This is a genomic window from Litoreibacter sp. GN1-5, assembly GCF_055693805.1.
This window is the reverse complement of record NZ_JBVFUP010000001.1, coordinates 1,295,611-1,314,202: the sequence shown is the minus strand read 5'-3', so window position 1 is coordinate 1,314,202 and position 18,592 is coordinate 1,295,611. Positions and strand designations below refer to the sequence as shown.

Annotated in this window: 18 protein-coding genes, 1 tRNA gene and 1 pseudogene; 7 read left to right on the top strand and 13 right to left on the bottom strand. The window is 54.7% G+C overall.

Features of this window, described 5'->3' with window-relative positions; genetic code table 11:
* Positions 1 to 128: 128 nt before the first annotated feature.
* Complete coding sequence (locus ACZ1HF_RS06845; protein WP_472656789.1) at positions 129 to 1,289, bottom strand: Hint domain-containing protein; 1,161 nt, start codon at positions 1,287 to 1,289, stop codon at positions 129 to 131.
* A 140-nt stretch (positions 1,290 to 1,429) separates the two neighbouring features.
* On the opposite strand from ACZ1HF_RS06845, the gene ACZ1HF_RS06840 reads away from it, so the two are divergent.
* Entirely contained in the window at positions 1,430 to 2,236 is an 807-nt protein-coding gene (locus ACZ1HF_RS06840; protein WP_472656788.1) for a hypothetical protein, read from the top strand.
* A gap of 442 nt (positions 2,237 to 2,678) precedes the next feature.
* Here ACZ1HF_RS06840 and ACZ1HF_RS06835 read toward each other — a convergent pair whose 3' ends face one another.
* Complete coding sequence (locus tag ACZ1HF_RS06835; protein WP_472656787.1) at positions 2,679 to 3,413, bottom strand: OmpA family protein; 735 nt, start codon at positions 3,411 to 3,413, stop codon at positions 2,679 to 2,681.
* Positions 3,414 to 3,773: 360 nt separating this feature from the next.
* On the opposite strand from ACZ1HF_RS06835, the gene ACZ1HF_RS06830 reads away from it, so the two are divergent.
* Positions 3,774 to 4,952: an acetylornithine transaminase gene (locus ACZ1HF_RS06830; protein WP_472656786.1), complete on the top strand. Its 1,179-nt coding sequence runs from the start codon at positions 3,774 to 3,776 to the stop codon at positions 4,950 to 4,952.
* A 75-nt stretch (positions 4,953 to 5,027) separates the two neighbouring features.
* On the top strand, positions 5,028 to 5,933 hold the full coding sequence (gene argF, locus ACZ1HF_RS06825; protein ID WP_472656785.1) for an ornithine carbamoyltransferase: 906 nt from the start codon (positions 5,028 to 5,030) through the stop codon (positions 5,931 to 5,933).
* 29 nt (positions 5,934 to 5,962) lie between these two features.
* On the opposite strand, the gene ACZ1HF_RS06820 is transcribed toward argF, so the two are convergent.
* The 3 genes from ACZ1HF_RS06820 to rimO all read right to left on the bottom strand — a co-directional run bounded on the left by ACZ1HF_RS06820 (position 5,963) and on the right by rimO (position 8,220).
* On the bottom strand, positions 5,963 to 6,289 hold the full coding sequence (locus ACZ1HF_RS06820; RefSeq protein ID WP_472656784.1) for a hypothetical protein: 327 nt from the start codon (positions 6,287 to 6,289) through the stop codon (positions 5,963 to 5,965).
* Positions 6,246 to 6,644, bottom strand: coding sequence for a Panacea domain-containing protein (locus ACZ1HF_RS06815; RefSeq protein WP_472656783.1), 399 nt, complete (start codon positions 6,642 to 6,644; stop codon positions 6,246 to 6,248). Before ACZ1HF_RS06815 ends, ACZ1HF_RS06820 begins: the two co-directional genes overlap by 44 nt.
* A gap of 187 nt (positions 6,645 to 6,831) precedes the next feature.
* Entirely contained in the window at positions 6,832 to 8,220 is a 1,389-nt protein-coding gene (rimO, locus tag ACZ1HF_RS06810) for a 30S ribosomal protein S12 methylthiotransferase RimO (protein ID WP_472656782.1), read from the bottom strand.
* Between the two features lie 99 nt (positions 8,221 to 8,319).
* On the opposite strand from rimO, the gene ACZ1HF_RS06805 reads away from it, so the two are divergent.
* Positions 8,320 to 10,338 (top strand): AsmA family protein, encoded by a 2,019-nt coding sequence (locus tag ACZ1HF_RS06805; RefSeq protein ID WP_472656781.1) that lies wholly within the window; start codon positions 8,320 to 8,322, stop codon positions 10,336 to 10,338.
* A gap of 81 nt (positions 10,339 to 10,419) precedes the next feature.
* The gene (locus tag ACZ1HF_RS06800; protein ID WP_472656780.1) at positions 10,420 to 11,583 is read left to right on the top strand and encodes a M20 aminoacylase family protein; all 1,164 of its coding nucleotides are present in this window, start codon (positions 10,420 to 10,422) and stop codon (positions 11,581 to 11,583) included.
* 23 nt (positions 11,584 to 11,606) lie between these two features.
* On the opposite strand, the gene ACZ1HF_RS06795 is transcribed toward ACZ1HF_RS06800, so the two are convergent.
* The 7 genes and pseudogenes from ACZ1HF_RS06795 to rpmF all read right to left on the bottom strand — a co-directional run bounded on the left by ACZ1HF_RS06795 (position 11,607) and on the right by rpmF (position 16,493).
* Positions 11,607 to 12,695: a 2'-deoxycytidine 5'-triphosphate deaminase gene (locus ACZ1HF_RS06795; protein WP_472656779.1), complete on the bottom strand. Its 1,089-nt coding sequence runs from the start codon at positions 12,693 to 12,695 to the stop codon at positions 11,607 to 11,609.
* Positions 12,696 to 12,753: 58 nt separating this feature from the next.
* Positions 12,754 to 12,830: transfer RNA gene (locus tag ACZ1HF_RS06790), tRNA-Pro, on the bottom strand.
* Positions 12,831 to 12,914: 84 nt separating this feature from the next.
* Positions 12,915 to 13,775, bottom strand: coding sequence for a MerR family transcriptional regulator (locus ACZ1HF_RS06785; protein ID WP_472656778.1), 861 nt, complete (start codon positions 13,773 to 13,775; stop codon positions 12,915 to 12,917).
* 17 nt (positions 13,776 to 13,792) lie between these two features.
* Positions 13,793 to 14,095, bottom strand: coding sequence for an integration host factor subunit alpha (ihfA, locus tag ACZ1HF_RS06780; protein ID WP_472656777.1), 303 nt, complete (start codon positions 14,093 to 14,095; stop codon positions 13,793 to 13,795).
* A 97-nt stretch (positions 14,096 to 14,192) separates the two neighbouring features.
* Positions 14,193 to 15,166, bottom strand: a pseudogene (locus tag ACZ1HF_RS06775) (beta-ketoacyl-ACP synthase III).
* Entirely contained in the window at positions 15,163 to 16,269 is a 1,107-nt protein-coding gene (plsX, locus tag ACZ1HF_RS06770; protein WP_472658998.1) for a phosphate acyltransferase PlsX, read from the bottom strand. The pseudogene ACZ1HF_RS06775 and the gene plsX overlap by 4 nt, the downstream one beginning before the upstream one ends.
* 17 nt (positions 16,270 to 16,286) lie before the next feature.
* Positions 16,287 to 16,493, bottom strand: a complete 207-nt coding sequence (gene rpmF / locus ACZ1HF_RS06765) for a 50S ribosomal protein L32 (RefSeq protein WP_472656776.1) — start codon at positions 16,491 to 16,493, stop codon at positions 16,287 to 16,289.
* 298 nt (positions 16,494 to 16,791) lie between these two features.
* On the opposite strand from rpmF, the gene ACZ1HF_RS06760 reads away from it, so the two are divergent.
* Entirely contained in the window at positions 16,792 to 17,460 is a 669-nt protein-coding gene (locus ACZ1HF_RS06760; RefSeq protein ID WP_472656775.1) for an NYN domain-containing protein, read from the top strand.
* A gap of 22 nt (positions 17,461 to 17,482) precedes the next feature.
* Here ACZ1HF_RS06760 and ACZ1HF_RS06755 read toward each other — a convergent pair whose 3' ends face one another.
* Positions 17,483 to 18,019, bottom strand: coding sequence for a YceD family protein (locus ACZ1HF_RS06755; protein ID WP_472656774.1), 537 nt, complete (start codon positions 18,017 to 18,019; stop codon positions 17,483 to 17,485).
* Positions 18,020 to 18,106: 87 nt separating this feature from the next.
* Between ACZ1HF_RS06755 and ACZ1HF_RS06750 the strand changes: the two genes are divergently transcribed.
* A complete protein-coding gene (locus ACZ1HF_RS06750; RefSeq protein WP_472658997.1) occupies positions 18,107 to 18,583 on the top strand; it encodes an outer membrane protein assembly factor BamE in 477 nt (158 codons plus the stop codon).
* The last annotated feature ends 9 nt before the right edge of the window (positions 18,584 to 18,592 follow it).

The following is an 18,592-nucleotide window of genomic DNA, read 5'->3' as shown; positions in this document are numbered from 1 at the left end:
CGAGTTTCACCCTGCATGAACTCATGTTGCCCGATACCGTATAGTGCTGATTCAGTTCACAGTTTTCGAGTGTCAATTATCGCGGGGCCGTCATGGCCACTTGACATAAATGCCAAGTATCTTTGATCCTATGCAAACTCGATCAGGTCAACAGCAGCCGACTGGTTCTGAACCAATTCTGCTATAATCCGTTTCTGCATTTTTGGATATGGTATTGGAAGAGCGGGATAGACTTTTTTGCGCGGCTCTATGTTCGTTGTTAGTTTGATATCAGCAAGCGCCGTCTGGCCCAAAAACTCTTGCGCCTCATGTCCCAGCAAAAGACTTTCCGTTGGAATCTCGTTGGCAAAGACAACTTCGTGCCTGTCAAAGAGCAGATGGTAGTAGGTCAAGTCGCGCTTGGGGCACACCAACGAAATCCCACGGAGATCAATAAGCCGGTGCGCCGGAACGAAAACCTCTAAGTCGTTCGTAAGCTCTTTGATAACCGCAGACGACAGAACGACTCTGTGCTGTCGAGAAACGCGTAGATCACGCGATGGCAGTCCATGGCCAAGTGACCCTGCTCCTATTCTCACCGGACGCTTTCTGGAATCTTCGGCCATTTCTGTCGTAGAAACCTTTATTTCGCCGATCCAGCGAATGGGTTGAAGGCCGTTGAATTTGGTCCAAACCCTGTCTCCAACTTGCAGGTGACTGACGGCCACCTCGCCGCGCTCGGTCTTGATCAGAGTATCCTCGGCAAAGCAAACTGGCGGGGCGCTGCCTGTGTTCCCAAGATCAGCGCCTCGGGCGACGATCGGTGTGTTGATATCGGGTGCATCAAAACGCAAGGTCGCATCGCCGGTCGTTCCAACAACTACCGATTGGTCGATCAGCGTCAATGGCGTGCCAACCGCAATATTTGTTGCCGCAGTCACCTGAGTTGCCAATGCTCCGTCATTATCAACCGGTAGGCCGAATGGTCCGACCATCAATGCGTCTTCGACAGTATCTAAGCCGGTGGCGTTGGTCGAACTTAGCACCAACCCGTCCCAATCTGTTCTATGGTTGCCAAAACCGACAACTGGTTCGATCAGAAGGTATTCGCCTGTGTCGGCATCAAGTGTCCAATCCGCCGGATCGGTCGACAACAGAAAGTTGCCAAGTTCTGCCCCGTTGTTGTCCAGAATGGTAACGCGAAGCTCAAAAGGATCGGTTGCAGACCCAAGGCGATCAAACTCGTCTTGGGAAATTGCAATCTCGAGCGTGTCTTCTCCGCTTTGCTCAAATTCAGAAACTCTAGCCACAATTCATCTCCTGTTAACCTGCAATTCTTGCACGAATTCGAACGGCAGGGAAGAATTCTTTGCAATCTGGGTTAAAGTTATTATCAAAAAGTCGAATATATCTGATACATGCAGGTATATTGTAAGCCGTAGGTGCAGCTATGATCGCGTTCGGATACTTCATCATAATTGCTGTTCTTCTTGGCTTTGCTCTGGGATGCGGTGTGGTCTGGCGTCACAGACGAATGCCGACGGTCCCCCCTTCGCGGCGCAGGCAAAAACCTGGGGCGCTCTGGTCACTCTATCTGGGTATTGTTTTTGCCATCTTGGCGATGTTTTTCGCCGGATTTGGCAGCATATGGATCGAGAAATTCGGCGGGATACTTTTCTATCCGAAATACGAGGCCGAAATCATCAAAGTCGAGAGCGAAGTACGGGAATCCACCTATGAGGATTCAAGCGGCAGACAAAGAAAGCGCGATGTTACTTTCTATACGCCAACATATCAGTTCGTTGACAAGATCGGCGGCGCGGTCACGGTCAGGGATGATACGGCCAGCAACACCCGCTCAATAGTTGGCACTATTACGACCATCGCCTACAAAGACGGGCGTGTCGTGCAGGTCTCGTTGGTAAGCGTTTTGATGTATGGCGCGCTTGGGGTGTTTCTGTTGATAATCGGGTATCTGCTTTTATGCGCGATAATCTATGTTCTGGGGTTCAATATGCGCTTGCCCAAGCTTGCCGGTATTATTGGCATCTTTTACGGTCTGTTTCCCGGCATGATGCTGGCCATGTTCTGTGGTCTTCTCTACGGGATCGTGAATACGATATTTGGCGGTGGTGATATGCCGATTTTGATGCTGGTGCTGAGTGCCGTTTTCGCGGTTGTTCTTGTCTTTGCCATGTGGGGATATATCAAGATGCTCCGCGGCGCTAAAATCAGGACATGGGCGTCATTGGCATGAGTGCCGCCCCGTGTTTCTGTATTTCTGTATTTCTGTATTTCTGTATTTCTGTATTTCTGTGTTTCAATCAGCCACGCCAAAATCCCTGCGGCCTATGCATCCTTGCCATAGGATGAGGCCGCAGGGCTGACTATATCTCGTAAACTGTAACGTGGTAAGAAAAGGCGGCGCCGCCATCAATGGATTGCCGGACGGGGGCTTTAATCCCCGCACCTTTATCTGGGCTTGCGCCCCGCTCACCGGTGATGCGTCAGGTGATCCCGTGAAGTCCGGTTTGCCAGACCGGGCGGGACCCTTGCCATCTTTTGTTGTGCACGAGCGGGTGTTTAGCGAGCGCAGGTTTAGATTGCGTTAGATATGCGTGCGGTGGTCGCTGCGCGTCTGATCAGTGGGTCGGCCCATACATGTCGCAAGGACTGACCCGGGTTTTGCTTGACGGTAATCATTCAGTTGCTGCGCTGGTTTCCTCAACAGAGCCGGCGTCTTGGTCAACCGATTCAGCTTGATCTGCTGCAATATCTTCAGCAGTCTCAGCAGTCTCAGCAGTCTCAGCAGTCTCAGCAGTCTCAGCAGTCTCAGCAGTCTCAGCAGTCTCAGGGTTTTCCGTTACAAGCTCTTCTGTCGCACTGCTCTCGTCTTCAGGCGCAAGACTTTCATCAACCTCTGCAATGCTGAACTCAACGCGGCGGTTCTGAGCACGCCCTTCGGGGTTGTCCGCACCATCTTCAGTTTTGTTGCTTGTGATCGGTTTGACCTCCCCGACACCAACGGCGGTGATACTGTCGGCGTCAATATCGCTGTTTTCCAGCAACCAATTCCGCACGGCATCAGCGCGGCGTTGACCAAGGCCCAGATTGAAATCTTCAGGCCCAATGTCATCCGTATGGCCTGTGATCTCCAGCCCTTTGACGTCCTTGAGCTTTGCAGCAATGCCTTTGAGCGTTTCAAGAGAAGAGGGGGCAATTGTCGCCTCACCAAAGTCAAACAGGACGTCTGACAGCATGACCATGGCATCTGGCGCGCCCTCTTCGCCTTCGCGCAGCTCTAGCGCAGGATCAGAAGCCGCGATCTTGGCCAGATCGGGGGCGCCTTCAGTTGCGTCTTGAGCGATTGCAGTCGTTGACAGAAGCATCGCCGATATCAGGACGAGCGAGGAACTTTTGAATAGAAGTGTCATAGGGGTGCTTCCTTAGCAATAAATCCAATCCTTTTGAAAATCCAGAATTGGGCGCGAATGTGTCGTGCGCCTACACGATGTGCTGACGGTCAATCATAAGAATGTCATCGAATTTTTTCCACCGTATAAGTGTAAGATGCCGGATTGTACGACCCACCAAATAGTTTCGTCTGGACAGGCGGTTTATGTCGGGTTATGCGAAACACATGATCACAAAGACACATACCGTGCTGAACCGACGCCGACGCTGATTGCGCCTGCCTGATCACCTGTGCGTCTGTCGCACGCCCTTTTCTTCGAATTGACTTGACCCTGAACATGGCCCTTATTTGGGCTTCCTATGCGTAAAGGATAAACGCGATGATCCCTGCTGTTTTGCCAACATATTCCCGTGTGAAAATGAGTTTTGTGAAAGGCGAGGGGTCGTGGCTGATCGACCAGGATGGCGCGCGATATCTTGACCTTGGGGGCGGCATTGCCGTGACGGCTTTGGGCCATGCCTTTCCGCCCTTGGTGAAGGTCGTTCAGGATCAGGCAGAGACATTGTGGCATACATCGAACCTCTACCAGATCCCACACCAAGAGGCTCTGGCCGAAAAGCTGCGCGATGCGACCTTCGCCGATACGATGTTTTTCACCAATTCCGGTGCCGAGGCGATGGAATGCGCAATCAAGATGGCGCGGAAATACTGGTACGAAAAAGGCCAGCCTGACCGGGTGAACATCATCACCTTCTCGGGCTCGTTTCATGGACGAACTTTGGGGACCATTTCCGCGGCCGGGTCCGAGAAACTGATCAAAGGGTTTGGACCCTTGTTGCCCGGATTTATTCATCTGCCTTTCGGGGATCATGACGCGTTACAGGCGGCGATGGACGACACTATTGCGGCTGTGGTCGTCGAGCCAGTGATCGGCGAGGGCGGTATCATCCCGCTGCCGGATGCCTGCCTGAAAGGCTTGCGTGATCTGTGTGATCAGACTGGCGCATTGATGATCTGCGATGAAATTCAGTGCGGCATGGGCCGGACCGGCAAGCTGTTCGCCCATGAATGGGCGGGTGTCAGCCCAGATATCATGGCGGTTGCCAAAGGGATCGGCAACGGCTTCCCGCTGGGGGCGTGTCTGGCAACCGAAGACGCCGCATCGGGGATGACCGCTGGCACGCACGGGTCCACTTACGGGGGCAATCCGATGGCCTGTGCCGTGGGCTCTGCGGTGATGGATCATATCAACGACCCGGCGTTTCTGGCCGAGGTCAGTCGCAAAGCCGGATTGCTGCGCCAGAAGCTGGAAGGGCTGATTGCCAGCCATCCCGATGTGTTTGAGTTGGTGCGCGGCTCGGGTCTGATGCTGGGGCTGAAATGCAAGGTGACAAACACGGATGTAGTCAATGCAGGCTATGATCAGCATCTACTGACCATTCCCGGCGGGGATAATGTTGTGCGGCTTCTGCCCGCGCTCAACATCTCGGACGCGGATATCGCCGAGGGCGTCAATCGGCTCGACAAGGCAGCACTTACTTTGAAAAGTGATGCGTGACGATCAATTTGTTCCTGTAACCCGCAGGCGTGTAATGCAATTCAAAGGGGCAAAGACCCCGACAAGGACAGTGATATGACGCATTTCCTGGACATCCATAAGACCGACAAGGCCGCATTGCGGCAGATCATTGACAGCGCGTGCGGCATGAAACAGGCCCGCAACGGGTTGCCAAAAGGGGCGCCGGATGAAGATCAGCCGCTGGCGGGCCATATGGTGGCGCTGATCTTTGAGAAGCCTTCGACACGCACACGGGTTTCGTTCGATGTCGGCGTCCGGCAGATGGGGGGGCAGACGATGGTGCTGTCCGGCACCGATATGCAGCTTGGCCATGGTGAGACGATTGCCGACACGGCCCGCGTTCTAAGTCGCTATGTCGATCTGATCATGATGCGCACCTTCGAGGAAGACACGCTGCTGGAAATGGCGGAATATGCCGATGTGCCGGTGATCAATGGGCTTACGAACCGCTCTCACCCGTGTCAGATCATGGCGGATGTAATGACGTTCGAGGAACATCGCGGCCCGATTGCAGGCAAAAAAGTGGTCTGGTCCGGGGATGGCAACAACGTCTTTGCCAGCTTCGCCCACGCGGCGCAGCAATTCGGGTTTGATCTGACCTTCACCGGTCCCGAAACGCTGGACCCGGAGCCCGCCCTGCGCGATGCCATTACAATCGAGCGTGACCCCCAAAAAGCGGTCGAGGGGGCCGATCTGGTGGTCACAGACACTTGGGTGTCAATGCATGACCCACAATCCGCCCGTGAACGCCGTCATAACCAGCTGCGCGGCTATCAGGTCAATGCGCAACTGATGAGCCACGCGAGCGATGACGCGCTGTTCATGCATTGCCTTCCCGCCCACCGCGATGACGAAGCCACATCCGAGGTGATGGACGGCCCCCATTCCGTTATTTTCGACGAGGCCGAAAACAGGCTGCACGCGCAAAAGGCGATCATGCGGTGGTGTTTGGGGAAGTGAGGGATTACTTGCATATTATAGTATATAAACTATTTATCGAGCCATTTTGCATAGAGTTTTTCGAGCAATACTTTAACTCTGTCGACACCTAGCCAGTCTGCAAGACCGATAAGCAATATTAGCTCTAATAAAAAGGTCGGAATAAGTGCCCAACTCGATGTTAACGAATTAAAAAGAGGTACGTTGCCTACAATAACCAACATTAAAATCCAGAAAAAACGCTCTTCCTTTCTTGAGTCACGCTCTTCTTGTAAATTGCTTTCAAGTTTTGCCGCAACATTATCAGTCGCAGTTGGTAGTAATGCCTCACCTTCATGAGGCGGCGTTATTTCCCACTCGTTTTTGGTATTCTTCAATGATATCAACCTCTGGAATTATAATGCTTTTGGCACCAGCTGAATAATGCTTAGCCCAAGCGCCTTTTTCCCAATGCGTATTACTAACCAAGGCGCCTGGTGTCATTGATAGTAGCCTATCACACGCTTCGTCCAAAATTTTAGATTCTGTTCCATTTTCAATACCCTTAGACCAGAAAACGTTTGGTATAGGTTTTGATCCAAATGCCTTAACTTTTTGGTACAATTCTACATGCACCGGACCATAGTCCCAAGCTTCAAAGTGTCCATAAACTAAACTGCCATGTGACCTGCCCAAATGTACCATGTGAGCAAGGTAGAGGATTTTTGAAGCGATAGCTGCGTTACCTTCCACCCAGAACGTTCACAAATGAATTCGGCGGCAGAATTTACGGAAATGGTCATTTCGTTGCCTCCTAGGTAATAGAACTAAACATGTTATACACAAGCAAACTAAGAAATGTGGATAATTTTGTTACATTTCAAGTTGAATATTTGTGTAATTTTTCAACCATATTTTTGGATTTTAATTAATTTAAAACTCAAACCAACTTCCCCCATAGGTCATATTCCCCGGCTTCGTCCACTTCGACCTCGACCAGATTACCGGGGGATAGTCCCTTGAACCCTTCATCTATGAACAGGTTGCCGTCGATCTCGGGGGCGTCTGAGATGGTGCGGCAGGTGGCGCCGTCGTCTTCGACGCTATCCACAAGCACTTGCATCCGGCGTCCGACCTTGGCTGCCAGCTTAGCTTCGGAAATGGCTTGGGCCTTTTCCATGAAGCGGTTCCAGCGGTCCTGTTTGACCTCGTCGGCCACATGATCCGGTAGCGCGTTCGACCGCGCACCTGCGACGTTTTCGTATTGAAAGCAGCCGACGCGGTCCAGCTGCGCTTCGTCCAGCCAGTCCAGAAGGGTCTGGAATTCGGCCTCCGTCTCGCCCGGATAGCCGACGATGAAGGTCGAACGCAGGGTGATATCGGGGCACATAGCCCGCCACGCCGCGATTTCATCAAGCGTTTTGGACCCGGCAGCAGGCCGTGCCATGCGGCGCAAAACGTCCGGGTGCGCGTGCTGGAAGGGGATGTCCAGATAGGGCAGAACGCCATTTTCCGGGTCGGCCATCAGCGGGATCAGCTCACGCACATGGGGGTAGGGGTAGACATAATGTAACCGGACCCAAGCGCCCAAGCGGCCCAGCTCACGCGTCAGATCCGTGATGTGGCTGCGGACCTCACCGTCTTTCCAAGGATGCGTGTCATAGCGCCGGTCTAGCCCATAGGCCGAGGTGTCCTGACTGATCACCAGCAGCTCTTTCACACCGGCAAGAACCAGTTTCTCGGCCTCGCGGAGTACCGCATGGGCCGGGCGCGAGGCCAGTTTTCCACGCATGTCGGGAATGATGCAGAACTTGCACTTATGGTTGCAACCTTCTGAAATCTTGAGATAACTGTAGTGACGCGGTGTCAGGGAGACGCTACTGCCGGGCAACAGGTCGATGAACGGATCGGGATCAGGCGGCACGGCACTGTGGACAGCGTCCAGCACCTGTTCATATTGATGCGGCCCCGTGACGGCCAGCACGGACGGGTGCGTGCCACGGATGTAGTCTTCTTCCGCACCAAGGCAGCCGGTGACAATCACGCGGCCATTTTCCTGCAAGGCTTCGCCAATGGCTTCAAGGCTTTCAGCCTTGGCCGAGTCCAGAAAGCCGCAGGTATTCACGATCACCGCTTCAGCGCCGGTATAATCCGGCGAGATCGCGTAGCCCTCGGCCCGAAGCCGCGTCAGGATGCGTTCGCTGTCAACCAGCGCTTTCGGGCATCCCAGAGAGACCATACCGATGGTTGGTTGATTGGTGCGGGGCTTGTCCGACAGGCGTGGTTTCGGCGCGATATCGGGGCGAAGATTGGGTGGGTTTGTGCTCATGAAAGGTGCTTAGGGGAAAAGGGCGCGGGACGCAAAGGGTGGGTTGCCCTGCGGCCCGTGAGTGTCGTAGCCTTGACTTAAAAAAGCAGGAGCGTGCAGATGCGGTGGATCCTACGAATTGGCCTGACTCTCTTAACCCTTGTTGTGGTTGCCGTTGGGGCGCTGTTTTTGATCCCGACGGACAGGATTGCCCGGATTGCTGAAAGCAAGTTTGAAGAGATGACCGGGCGACAGTTGACCCTGAAAGGCGATGTCAGCCCGCAACTGTTTCCGCGCCTCGGGGTCGTGTTGGAAGGGGTGAGCATTTCCAACGCTGATTGGTCAGATGAACCGCTGATGCTGGAGGCGGGCGAGCTTGAGGTTGGCGTCACCATGGCCGCGCTGATCGGTGGCGATATCGTGGTCGAGGCGTTGAATGTCGAAGGCCCCGTGATCCGGTTGGAACGCGCAGCGGACGGTCGTGCAAATTGGGATTTCCTGACCGAGTTGGGCGGCGGTGAAGACAGTGGCGGCGACACCAGCTTTTCGCTGCCGAAAGCCACAATGACCGGTGGGCAGCTTTCGTTTCGTGACCGGCAAGCGGGGCAGAGCCATACGTTAACCGATCTGGATGCAACGCTGGAATTGGCAGACCTGAACGGCACTGGCCAGATATATTTGTCCGCGCGGATGCAGGGGCAGCCATTTGCAGCGAAAGGCACGCTGAACGGTGTGCAACAACTGCTGGATGGCGGTTTGCAGGATGTGACTGTTTCGCTGGATGTTGGCAAAACGCGGATTGCGTTTACGGGCCAGGCCGGGCTTGATCCGGTACAGGCCAAGGGACAGCTGGATGCAGATATTGCCGATCAAAAAGCGCTGTTTGGCCTGATCGGCCAGACGCCGCCGGTCATTCCTGTTGGCATGGGGCAGCATACCCGCGTCAAGGGCGATGTGACAATGACCCCGGACAATAAGCTGTTTCTGCGCGGGCTGGAGATTGATCTCGACCAGAACAAGTTAACAGGCGAGATGGATATTGCCCTGACCGATACGCCGCAGGTTACGGCGCGGATCGTGACCGATCAGCTGGATTTCTCGGCGATGAGCACTGATACAACCGAGGATGATGGTGCCGCCAATGTTGATGCAGGCGGCTGGTCTGACGCGCGGCTTGATGTCAGCGGGCTGAACGCGGTCAATGGTTCATTCAGTTTCAAGGCGAACGGGGTTGATCTGGGCTCGATCCAGTTGGGGCCGACGGATATGAAAGGTACGCTGGACCGGTCGCGGCTGGTGCTCGATCTTGGAAAAGTCTCTGTGTTTGATGGCCGCGTTCTGGGCCAGTTTGTGGTTAATGGGCGCGGCGGGTTGTCTGTTGGCGGCGATCTGCAAGCGCGCGATGTGGCGATGCAGCGCCTGTTGTTTGACTTTGCAGGCTATGACCGACTGCAAGGGCAGGCCAATATGGACCTGAAATTCCTTGGTGTCGGAGACACGATGGACACGATCATGAAAAGCCTGTCCGGGCAGGGGAACCTGAACGTAGGCGAAGGTGCTTTGCTGGGGCTCGACATTGCAGGGATGATCAAAAACCTTGATGCATCCTATCAGGGCGAAGGACAGAAAACCGTGTTCGACAGTATCACCGGCAGCTTCACTATGGCTGATGGGGTGCTGTTTAATGAGGACCTCGATTTTGCTTCGTCGCTTGTGAAGGCTACAGGGAAGGGACAGTTGAACATCGGTGCGCAGACCGTGAATTATAGGGTCGACCCGGTTGCGCTGTCTGACCAGATCTCGAACGGTATCCGCGTGCCTGTGCTGATCGAAGGTCCGTGGAGCAATATCAAATTCCGCCCTGATCTGAAATCTCTGATCGATACGGAACTTGAGGCTGAAAAAGAACGGTTGCGCCAGAAGGCTGAAGAGAAGGAAGAAGAATTGCGAGCACAGGCTCGTGCCAAGGAAGATGAGTTGAAGGCAAAAGCCCGCGAAAAGCTGGCGGATGAGTTGGGAATTCCATCTGGTACCGGTAACGATGGCACGGTCGCGCAGGATGATCCGCAACAAAACCTGCAAGACAGCCTTGAAGATCAAGCCAAAGACCGCCTGCGTCGTCTACTTGGCGGAGACTAAAGCCGCAAATTTGGTGAATTGCCTTGATGTCATCATGGGCTGCGTTAACTTTATTGATAGAATTTTATAAGGACCTTTGTAATGCCAGTTAAAAATCGCTTTGCCGAATTGCTACCTGAAATTACGGAATGGCGCCGGGATTTACACGAAAATCCTGAAATTCTGTTTGAAACCCATCGCACGAGCGCGATTGTCGCGGACAAGCTGCGCGTCTTTGGATGTGACGAGGTGGTGGAAGGGATCGGGCGCACAGGCGTTGTGGGTGTTATCAAGGGCAAGACAGATGGGTCTGGCAAGACCATTGGTTTGCGGGCAGATATGGATGCTTTGCCAATCCTGGAAGCAACAGGACTGGACTATGCCTCGAAAACCCCTGGTGCGATGCATGCATGTGGTCATGACGGGCATACGGCGATGTTGCTGGGCGCTGCGAAATATCTGGCCGAGACCCGCAATTTTGATGGCACGGTCGTGGTAATCTTCCAACCTGCCGAAGAAGGCGGCGGTGGTGGGCGCGAGATGTGCGAAGACGGAATGATGGACCGTTGGAACATTGACGAGGTTTACGGGATGCATAACTGGCCCGGCAAACCAGTTGGATCGTTCGCGATCCGCCCCGGTGCGTTTTTCGCTGCGACAGATCAGTTCGACATTTATGTGGAAGGGCGCGGCGGCCATGCGGCAAAGCCGCAGGAAACCGTGGATACCACAGTTGTAGCATCGCATATCGTACTGGCCTTGCAAACGGTTGTGTCACGCAATGCCGATCCGGTTCAGCAGATCGTGGTGTCCGTGACCTCGTTTGAGACGGATAGCAAGGCATTCAATGTCATTCCGCAGAAAGTGCAGATGAAAGGCACGATCCGCACGCTGAGTGAGGAGATGCGCGATCTGGGTGAAAAGCGCCTGACCGAGATTGCCGAGGCGACAGCAGCGGTGTTCGGGGCAAAGGCCACGGTCGATTTCCACCGGGGCTATCCGGTCATGGTCAATCACGAAGAACAAACCGAATTTGCGGCCGATGTCGCGGCGTCAGTCTCGGGGGCTTGCGAAGAAGCTCCGTTGGTCATGGGAGGCGAGGACTTTGCCTTCATGCTGGAAGAACGTCCCGGTGCGTATATTCTGGTGGGCAATGGCGACACAGCTATGGTTCACCACCCGGAATACAACTTCAACGACGAGGCCATTCCGGCGGGCTGTTCCTGGTGGGCCGAGATTGTAGAAAAGCGGCTGGGCGCGGCCTAGAAATTTACAGCGCAATGTCTTGGTTAAGCAGGCATCTTGAAATGCTTGCTCAGCTTCAACCCCTGTCCCTGATAGTTCGACGCGATGTCTGCACCATATAGCTGATCCGGCACCTGAGCCATACGCTCATAGACCAGTCGCCCGACAATCTGACCATGTTCCAGCACAAAGGGGGCTTCGTGGCAGCGGACTTCCAGAACGCCGCGTGATCCGGTGCCGTCGGCAGAATGGCCGAAGCCAGGGTCGAAAAAGCCCGCGTAATGGACGCGGAACTCACCAACCATTGCCAGATAAGGGGCCATTTCGGCGGCACAGTTTGGTGGGATGGTGATCGCCTCGCGCGAGACGAGGATATAGAACGCGCCGGGATCAAGGATAATGCGGCCCTCGGAGGTGTGGATTTCCTCCCAATAGTCCGCAGGGTCATAATGGGCGATTTTGTCCAGATCGATGACGCCCGTATGGGGCTTGGCGCGGTAGCCCACAAGATCACCCGTCGCTGGTTTCAGATCGACCGAAAAGCCAAGACCGTCGGAAATGACAGGCGGGCCCGAGACGATAGGCGTGCGGTCATGCAAGATGCGCAGGTCATCATCTTCGATGATGGTTTTACCAACCCGGAAAATCATCTGGTTCAGCATTTGGCCGGTGCGTGCCACGACCGAGAAGGACCGCGGGCAAATCTCGGCATATAGCGGGCCGGAATAGCCTTCGGGTATGCGGTCGAATTCGACCCCATTGTCGGTGATCACGCGGGTCAGAAGATCCAGCCGCCCGATTGAGGATTTGGCGGAGGCGGCACCCGTCATGCCCTTTTGCAGATCAAGCCGTTCCATCAGCGGTACAACATAGACGCAGCCCTTTTCCAGAACCGCCCCATCTTCCAGCGAGATTTCATGCATTGTGAAGGTCTTTAACCTGTCCGCGACGCTCTGACCCTTGCCTGCCAGAAAGGAGGCCCGAACCCGGTAGGCAACACAGCCCAAACGCAGATCAAGCGAGGCGGGTTGGATTTGACCGGACAGCAACGGTTCATCTGCACGGATCGCGCCGTCGGTGATCATCTGCTGCATTTGCGCGTCTGACAGCACGCCATTTGGGAATTCCGTCATATGCCTCTCTCGGATACACAAAACGCCCGCGGCCACTGGCCATCGGGCGTTTGATGATTGGTCGGGCTAGCAGGACTCGAACCTGCGACCTTCCGTCCCCCAGACGGACGCGCTACCAGGCTGCGCCATAGCCCGACGAATGCCCCTTCATACGGATTTTGCACGCCGGGGCAAGAGGGGGAACTCGTTTTACAGACCAAGATCGCTGACATGTCCCGGTCAATCGGGCGTCACATCATTTGCAACCCGGTCGCGCAGGATTTTCAGGCGATCATGAAGGGCTGTCAGATCGCCTGCCAAAGTGATCTTGCTCAGATCGGCTTTGCGCAAAGCTTTGCGAATTTCAATCGCCTTCACCTGAGCATCAGTCAGCCCGATTGACGCATCATCAATGACTTCAACTTCGGGCTCTTCCGGGATGTCCGGTTCTGGCGTTGTTGTGGCTGCGACCTCCTCTTCAGGCTGAGGCGGAGTTTCTTCAACGGGTTGTGCTGGCTCTTCCAATGTGACGCGGCGGTCTGCTTGCGGCATGTTGACAATATTGTCGCCGCCTTTTGCATCGTCGCTGTCCACCTCGATGAAGGGGGCTTCTGCAACCTCTTCTGCCATCTCAGCAGGTGCGTCCTTTTCGGCTGGTTGCAGCGCATCTTCCTGAGCTGCCGTCGCCGGGCCCGCTTTTTCCTGCACGGATTCCAACGCTTTCGCCGGTGTCGAAGCCGTCTCTTTGCCTTTGTTTGCCTTTGCCTTGCGTGCAGCGCGTCTTTTTGTACGGCGTTCTGCAGCTTCGGCGTCTGTGGGCATATCCAGCGGCTGTGACAAGGACGACACGTGCCGGATGCCGTTATCATTGATCAGTTTCTGCACACCGCGGATGGTCATGCCATCATCGTGCAGAAGGCGTTTGATCCCGCCGATCAGCTCCATATCAGCGGGGCGGTAGTACCGCCGTCCGCCGGCGCGCTTGACCGGTTTGATCTGTGCGAATTTACTCTCCCAAAAGCGCAGCACATGGGCCGGGATGTCCAGCCAATCTGCTACTTCACTGATGGTTCGAAACGCGTCAGGTGCCTTTGTGGCCATGTGACTGTCCTTCACCGTCAGGCTTTATTCCCGGAGGCAACGCGATCTTTCATCAGATGCGAGGGGCGGAATGTCAGCACGCGGCGTGGGTGAATTGGCACTTCTTCCCCGGTTTTCGGATTGCGCCCCACGCGGGCCGATTTGTCACGCACGCTGAAGGTGCCGAAAGATGAAATCTTGACCTGTTCCCCTTTGACAAGCGCGTCCGACATATATGTCAGCACACTTTCAACAAGATCAGCGGATTCATTGCGCGACAGCCCGACCTCACGGAAGACGGCTTCGCTTAGATCCATACGTGTTAATGTCTTTTCACTCATGAGTGTCCCCCTACATTAATCCCGACGATAGGCGGGAGACAATTTCCGAGTCAATATCAAGGGGTTGGATCATGCCGTTTAAGCAACAATTCACGCGTTAGAGGCGTAAAACAACCGCGCCCCATGCCAATCCGCCGCCGATTGCCTCCATTACGAGGACATCACCGGGGAAAATTTGCCTTTAGACTGCGCCACAGACAGGGCCAAGGGAATCGATGCGGCAGATGTATTGCCATGATCCTGCACTGTGACGATGACCTGATCCATGGGCAGATTCATCTTCTGAGCAGTGGCTTTTATGATGCGCAAATTGGCCTGATGGGGAACGACCCAGGCGACGTCAGATGCACTGAGCCCCGCTTTGTCCAACGCTGTGTGGGCAGTTGCGGCCAGTTTTTCGACGGCATGTCGGAAGACCTCTTTGCCCTGCATGACCAGCACACCGGCAGATTGGGTGGAGGACACGCCGCCATCCACATATAGCAGATCCCGGTATCGTCCATCAGAGTTCAGGTCGGTCGCAAGGATACCAGCATCCGCGGCCGTCCCCGTGCCGTCTTGTGCTTCGAGGATCACTGCGCCCGCGCCGTCACCGAACAGAACGCATGTGGTGCGGTCATCCCAGTTCATAATGCGCGAAAACGTCTCGGCACCTATGACCAATACGCGGGTCGCTTGCCCTGAAACAATCAGCGCATTGGCATTGGCCATGGCATAGACGAACCCCGCGCAAACGGCCTGAACGTCAAAGGCAAAACCGTTTGTGATGCCAAGGGCGCTTTGCACCACAGTTGCGACGGCGGGGAAGGTGTTGTCAGGGGTCGATGTGGCGACAATAATCGCATCGATCTGATCCGCGTCCATCCCAGCATTTTGCAACGCTGCCTGCGCAGCATTGATGGCAAGGTCAGAGGTCTTTTCCCCCTCTGCCGCGAAATGGCGACGCTCGATCCCGGATCGCGATTTGATCCACGCATCGGACGTGTCGAGCGTTTTCTCAAACTCGGCGTTTTCGAACACACGCTCGGGCAGATAATGCCCGATGCCCCGCAAGACGGCTCTGAGTGTCATGTGTCTGATATGCCCTTTGCCTCTTCCGGTTCATCACCTTGAACCGAGCCTGTGGCAGATGCAACCCTCGCTGCCAGTTTCTCACCAAAACCTGATTCTGCCAGTTTTACGGCCAGTTTTATCGCCGCTGATACGCCTGTTGCATCCGCTGATCCGTGGGATTTGACCACCGTACCATTGAGGCCCAGAAACACCCCCCCATTCTGGCGGCGCGGGTCAATGCGTTTGCGCAGCCGTCCAAGGGACGTATAGGCCAAAAGCGCGGCGATACGGCTGAGGGGGCTGAACTTGAATGCGGCGCGCAGCAGCTCGGAAATCAGGCTGGCAGTCCCTTCGGCGGTTTTCAGCGCAACATTGCCGGTAAAGCCGTCGGTGACGATGACATCGACCTTGTCGGAGGGGATATCGCCGCCCTCAACGAAGCCTGCGAAGTCATAGTCGTTGGTCTTGGCGGATTGGGCGATCAGATCATGGGCGACCTTCAGCTCGGCCCGGCCCTTATGTTCCTCGGTGCCGACATTGAGCAGGCCGACGCGTGGCCGCTCGATCCCGAAACCGTTACGCGCATAGGACATGCCCATCAGCGCATATTGCAACAGATCGTCCTGATCAGCGCGAATATCCGCGCCCACGTCCAGCATCACGTTGAAACCTGACGGATTGCGCGATGGCCAGAGGCAGGCAATCGCCGGGCGATTAACGCCTTCCACCTTGCGCAGCCGGATCATCGACACAGCCATCAAAGCGCCTGTGTTGCCGCAGCTGACGCAAACAGTAGCTTCGCCCGCCCGCACACTTTCAATGGCAGACCACATAGAGGTGCCCTTGCCGTTGCGCATGACATGGCTGGGTTTTTCATCCATCGACACAACGCCCGCGGCGTTGCGAATATCACAGCGATCCTCAAGCTTGCGCTTGGCGACCAGCTTTTCCAGCTCGTCCTTTTGGCCGTGGATAATGAAATTGATGTCAGGATTTTTTGCAGCAGACTTGGCAATACCGGCAACTACCGCTGCCGGTCCATGATCCCCGCCCATGGCGTCAATCGAAATGACTGTCCGGGATTTGCTCAAAATATCTGCCTGCGTTCTGCCGCCTGTAATTGCGACAAAGACTAGGCTTAAGCTGCGTCTTCGTCCAGATCGAGTTCGTCAGCTTGCGCAACAACTTCGCGATCTGCGTAATGGCCACAGGCAGCACAGACGTGATGTGGGCGCTTAAGCTCGCCGCAATTTGTGCATTCGTTCGGGTTATCAGCTACCAGCGCATCATGGGAGCGGCGGTTATTCCGGCGCGAACGTGTAACTTTATTCTGCTGGACAGCCATGTCTCAACCTCAGTGTTCGAGGGGCAGGGCCCCGTTTGAATTCGTATATCTTACAACAGTCAGGCGGCGTCTAACCCCATTGAGCGGGGGCGTCCAGCCTCAACTGGCAAGGAAGCGCGGAACATACCCGGATTCTTTTATTTGGCAAGGAAAAACCGTGTCTGGCGGGGGTAATTTTTGAGGGTGCATTTCAGGGCGTTGGTTTCTGATCCGCCCCAATTCTGTCAGATTACCATTTCATATCTGTAATATTGGTTCAGAGTGAATTTCCGGAGGCCGTATGACAGCACGTGTCGCAGTGTTTGTGGATGGCGAAAACATAAGTGCAGGTTATGCGCCTGTGATCGAGAAGACCGCAAGTGAATATGGTCAAGTTGATATACTGCGCGTCTACAGCAATGTTTGTAAAATTTCACCTTGGCAAGAGACTATAGGGTATAATCTCATCCATTCTGGGTCAGGTAAGAACGCCACCGATATGCTGATAGTTATCGAGGCAATGGAAGCAGCCCTTTCGAAGGCTTTTGAAACGGTTGTGATTGCAAGCTCTGATCAAGATTTCACCCATCTCGCAACTCGCCTGCGAGAGCGTGGGATAAATGTCGTTGGTATCGGTGAAGCAAAAACGCCAGAGATATTTCGGGCTGCCTGTTCGAGATTCAAAGTGATTGGGGCGAAACTGCCTAAAGCGAAGCCTGTGCCAATGAAAGCCAAGGTGCAGGATATAAAGGATCTTGATCGGAAAATTCGTGATGTTATTGCTGCGAATAGCTCGAATGGTAGTGGGGTTCTTGTCCAGAAACTCGGGCAGGTCATGAATAAGCAACATAGTATAAAAATCAGTACTTATCCTGAGAAGACATGGCGCGGGTATCTTTCCAGACGCGAGATGCTTTATGATTTGGACCCACGTGGGCCTGAGGCAAAAGTTCGTTTCAAGCCGAAAGGATTTGCAGGCAAATCCTGATTAATAAGATCAGGCGCGCCTGTTAGCTATCACCTTCCAACTGTTTCTTGAGGTCTGCAAGGCTGGCGAAGGGTTTTGCTGTCTCATCGCTTAAGGGCGTTACGCCATCTTCTGCGAAGACGGTTTGACCCAGAACGGCGCCTTCGGTTTTGGGGTAGAGAGGCAGGGCCAATGCCAGTGTTTCGGTCGCGGTTTGCAAAATATCGATAGTGCTGCCAAGCGGTTCGATCGTGTCATCGTCATTCATTTCGGTCTCGGCGTCTTCGGGCTCCTGCCAATCTGCTAGAAACACGCGGCGCAGGTCTTCTTCGATCCGTGTGGTGACGGGCTGCAATGTGACCACACAGGGTTGCACCACTGTCGCGCCCAGATGCCCTGTCAGCAGCCAATCTGCTTTGCCTTGCGCTTTGAGCGTCCCTGTGAATGTCATCTTGCGCAAATCCAGCAGATCCAGTTCCTGCGCCAGCTTTTTCAGGGTGGTGGCATCCGGGGTCAGCTGCACCTTGGTGCTGCTGTTCGGGCGCAGCTCTGCGACACGCAAAATGTGATCCTTGGTCATGTGTTGGCCTGTTGTATCTTTCTTGAACCTTCCCGCGACCTTCTGTAAGCCGTGACAGGAGATGAGTGCAAGTGACATGGGGTAATGATGAGCCGGTTGTCAAACCAACGGGTAAAAGGGCTGGTAAAGCTTTTTGCAGTTATGGCCCTTGGGCTTGTTGCTGCGTGCTCTGAGATTATCCGCAATCATGGCTATGCCCCCAGCGATGAAGACCTTCAGAATGTGATTGTCGGTGTCGATACCCGCGATAGTGTTGAAGAATCTGTTGGCCGCCCCTCAACGTCTGGTGTGTTGCAGGAAGGGGCCTGGTACTATGTCGGAAGCTCTGTGCGGCACTACGCCTACAAAAAACCGCAAGAGATAGACCGGCAGGTGGTCGCCGTCACCTTTGATGATCAGGGCGTCGTTCAGAACATCGAGCGCTTCGGCCTGGAACGGGGCCGTGTCGTGGCCTTGTCGCGCCGCGTGACCGAGACCACCGTGCGCGATGTGACCTTCATTCGTCAAATCCTGCGGAACTTCGGTCGCTTCGATGCTGGCACGTTGTTGGGCGGGGACGGATAAGTCAGAGGT